Source organism: Methylobacterium variabile (assembly GCF_001043975.1).
GTDB lineage: Bacteria > Pseudomonadota > Alphaproteobacteria > Rhizobiales > Beijerinckiaceae > Methylobacterium > Methylobacterium variabile.
The window spans coordinates 1-3,899 of sequence record NZ_LABY01000235.1; the positions used below are offsets into that span (position 1 = coordinate 1).

Below are 3,899 nucleotides of genomic sequence, written 5' to 3' on the forward strand. Positions count from 1 at the left end.
GGTGGGCCAGCTCACCGGGGGCCTGGCCCACGACTTCAACAACCTGCTCGCCGGCATCTCGGGCTCGCTGGAACTGATGCAGACCCGCATCGGCCAGGGCCGCCTCAAGGACATCGACAGGTACATGGCCGCGGCGCAGGGGGCGACCAAGCGGGCGGCGGCGCTGACCCACCGCCTGCTGGCGTTCTCGCGCCGGCAGACGCTCGATCCCAGGGCCACCGACGTCAACGCCCTGATCGGCGGAATGATCGAGCTGATCCAGCGCACGGTCGGACCCAGCGTGCAGATCGACACGGTGTGCCTGCCCGACCTGTGGCCGGCCCTGGTCGATCCGTCCCAGCTCGAGAACGCCCTGCTGAACCTCTGCATCAACGCCCGCGACGCGATGCCGGAGGGCGGCCGGATCACGATCGAGACCGGCAACCGCTGGATCGACCGGCAGGCGGCGCAGCGGCAGGACATGCCGGAGGGGCAGTACCTCGCGCTCAGCGTCTCCGACACCGGCACCGGGATGCCGCCGGAGGTGATCGCCAAGGCCTTCGACCCGTTCTTCACCACCAAGCCCCTCGGCCAGGGGACCGGCCTCGGGCTGTCGATGATCTACGGCTTCGCCAAGCAATCCGGCGGGCAGGTGCGCATCCACTCCAACGAAGGCGAGGGCACGACCGTCAGCATCTACCTGCCCCGCCACCGCGGGCGGGCGGAGCACGACGAGGTGCCGCCGGAAGCGGGCCTGCGCCCGGTCGCGGAAGCCGGCGAGACCGTCCTGGTCGTCGACGACGAGCCGACCGTGCGGATGCTGGTCACCGACGTGCTGGGCGACCTCGGCTACGCGGCCCTCGAGGCGGCGGATGGGGGCAGCGGCCTCAGGATCCTGCAATCCGACGCGCGGATCGACCTGCTGGTCACGGATGTGGGCCTGCCCGGCGGGCTGAACGGCCGCCAGATGGCGGATGCGGTGCGGGTGAGCCGCCCGGATCTCAAGGTGCTGTTCATCACCGGCTTCGCGGAGAATGCCCTGCTCAGCAACGGCCAGCTCGAACCGGGCATGGCGGTGCTGACCAAGCCCTTCGCCGTGGACACCCTGGCGGCCCGCATCCGCGAACTGATCGGGGCGTGAGGGCGCCGGAGGCCGGATCGAGCCCACCTGCATCGTCCCTCACCGGAGGGTGTGCGACAACCCGATCGTGATAGGCCTCTTCGCCCGGAGGCCGACGACGGGGCACCGGCCTCCCGCCCAAGCGTGGCAGGACCAGCCGGCCAGTCCGCTGCGCCAACGGCGACCCTGACCTGCGAGAAAGGCGATGCCGGGGAGAGACCGATGCGGGCGGCGGCAGCCGCATGAGGGGCTGCGCGGACCGGATCGATGCGAGGCGCGTAACGGCCGCTGAAGGGCGGGAGCGGCTGCCCCTCGGACGGCGGGTCATCCAGGCGCCTATCGCCCAGGGCCGGATCGGCGCCGTTCGTGCGAACCCGGCTTCTGCGGCCGGCCCCGCCTCCTCGAAACCTGGATCGCACGGTCCGACCGCGGCGAGACCGGGGTCTCGGGGCCGCCGGCGGGTGAGCGCCACCCGCTCGGTTCCTGCGATCTCGCCCGCGCAAGGCCGTCGCCCGTTTGCGACGGCGTCGGCACCGGAAGAAGTGGTAGCGCTAGGCCGGCACTCCCGCCCGCGGCGCCTCGCGGGTGGCGAGGTTGCGCTTGACCGCGTCCTGCACCTTCTCGAAGGCCCGCACCTCGATCTGCCGCACGCGCTCGCGGGAGACGCCGAACTCGCTGGAGAGGTCTTCCAGCGTGATCGGGTCGTCGGCGAGGCGGCGGGCCTCGAAGATCCGGCGCTCGCGCGGGTTGAGCACGCCGAGCGCGTCCTTGAGGGCGGCGAGGCGGTTCTGCCCCTCCTCCTCGCGGGCGAGCACGGTCTCCTGGGTCGGGCTGTCGTCGACGAGCCAGTCCTGCCACTCGCCCTCGCCCTCCTCGCGCAAGGGCGCGTTGAGCGACGCGTCGCCGCCGAGGCGGCGGTTCATGTCGATTACGTCCTGCTCAGGGACCCCGAGGCGGGTGGCGATCTGCTTGACCTGGTCGGGGCGCAGGTCGCCCTCGTCCAGGGCGGAGATGCGGCCCTTGGCCTTGCGCAGGTTGAAGAACAGCTTCTTCTGGTTCGCGGTCGTGCCCATCTTCACGAGCGACCACGAGCGCAGGATGTATTCTTGAATCGCCGCCTTGATCCACCACATCGCGTAGGTGGCGAGGCGGAAGCCCTTGTCGGGATCGAAGCGCTTGACGGCCTGCATCAGGCCGACATTGCCCTCGGACACCACCTCGCCGATCGGCAGGCCGTAGCCGCGATAGCCCATGGCGATCTTGGCCACGAGCCGCAGGTGGGAGGTCACGAGCTTGTGGGCGGCGTCGCGATCCCCATGTTCACGCCAGCTCTTGGCGAGCATGTATTCCTCCGTCGGCTCCAGCATCGGAAACCGGCGGATCTCGTCGAGGTAGCGCGACAGGCCCCCTTCGTTGGCGAGCACGGGAAGTGCAGCAGCCATTCCAACCTCCTAGAAGCTCCCCTTAAAGACTGGGCGAGCGCGAACGACCTCCCGTTGGCCGGCCGTTCGATCTGCCACCATAGCAGAGAGCGGCCCGGCCGGGTAGCGACGGGTGTCGCGACTAACGCGTGAAGCGCTGTTTGGTGCTGCCGTGGCCGTTTGCCGCGTGCGGTGCCGCACTACTGCAGGGTGAGCACCGGCCGCCCTTCCTCGATAAGACGTCCAAGGTCAGGGTTTTCGTCCCTCTCAGGGCGTGAGCGCCGCGATCAGCCGGGCCATGTCGGGCGGCGGCGGGCTCTCGAAGCGCAGGGATTCGCCGGTCCGGGGATGGCGAAAGCCCAGCAAGGCCGCGTGCAGCGCCTGGCGGCCGAGATCGTTCAGCGCCGCGCGCGCGCCCGGTTCCAGGCGGTTCGCTTTCGTGCGGAATGCCGCGCCGTAGACCGCGTCGCCGAGCAGCGGGTGGCCGCGATGGGCGAGATGGACGCGGATCTGGTGGGTGCGCCCGGTCTCGAGCCGGCAGCGCACGAGCCCAACGGGCTCCTTTGCGCCGAGCGCGGCCTCGGTACGGTAATGGGTGATCGCGTGGCGGCCGCGCCCCTCGCGCACCACCGCGATCTTCTCCCGGTTGCGCTCCGAGCGGGCGAGCGCCGCGTCGATCGTGCCGGCGGCCGGCTCGGGCAGGCCCCAGACCAGCGCCAGGTAGGCCCGCTCCAGTGGGCCCGTGCGGCCGTGGTCGGCGAACTGCGCCGAGAGGTCCTGGTGGGCGAGGTCGGTCTTGGCCACCACCATCAGGCCGGTCGTGTCCTTGTCGAGACGGTGGACGATGCCGGGCCGCGCCACGCCGCCGATGCCCGACAGGCTCGCCCCGCAATGGGCGAGGAGCGCGTTCACCAGCGTGCCGCTGTCGTTGCCGGCGCCCGGATGCACCACGAGCCCGGCCGGCTTGTCGATCACGATCAGGTCGTCGTCCTCGTACGCGACGACGAGGTCGCGGGCCTCCGGCTCCGGCTCGGCCGGGCGCGGCGCCGGCACCGTCACGGCGACGCGCTGGCCCGGTCCCACCTTGGCGGAGGGGTCGCCGACCGGGGCCGCCTCCAGGGTGACCTGGCCCTCGCGGATCAGCGCCTGCAGGCGGCTGCGCGACAGGTCAGGCCACAGCCGGGCCAGGGCCCGGTCCAGGCGCTCGCTCCCCTCCCCCGGCGGGATCACTCCCTCCCGCACCTCAGCCTCGCTCAAACCGCCACTCCCGCCGCATCGCCCGAAAACGTCGCCGGGGTACGCTTTCGGGCTTGTGCCCGTCCAGCCCCGCCGCTATACCGCCGCCATCCCGCCCGGCAAGCTCCCATCGTCTAGCGGTC

General features: G+C 71.5%; 3 protein-coding genes. 1 reads left to right on the forward strand and 2 read right to left on the reverse strand.

The window, feature by feature from the left end:
- The coding region (locus VQ02_RS28395) for an ATP-binding protein (protein ID WP_048447605.1) at positions 1-1,120 on the forward strand (1,120 nt) is incomplete at its 5' end.
- A gap of 530 nt (positions 1,121-1,650) precedes the next feature.
- Here VQ02_RS28395 and rpoH read toward each other — a convergent pair.
- Positions 1,651-2,541 (reverse strand): RNA polymerase sigma factor RpoH, encoded by an 891-nt coding sequence (gene rpoH, locus VQ02_RS28400; protein ID WP_048447606.1) that lies wholly within the window; start codon positions 2,539-2,541, stop codon positions 1,651-1,653.
- A gap of 246 nt (positions 2,542-2,787) precedes the next feature.
- Positions 2,788-3,777, reverse strand: a complete 990-nt coding sequence (locus VQ02_RS28405) for an RluA family pseudouridine synthase (RefSeq protein WP_048447607.1) — start codon at positions 3,775-3,777, stop codon at positions 2,788-2,790.
- Between the last annotated feature and the right edge of the window lie 122 nt (positions 3,778-3,899).

Coding starts and splice junctions, on each gene's coding strand:
- rpoH (WP_048447606.1), bottom strand. CDS start 2,541: ATGGCTGCTGCACTTCCCGTGCTCGCCAACGAAGGGGGCCTGTCGCGC.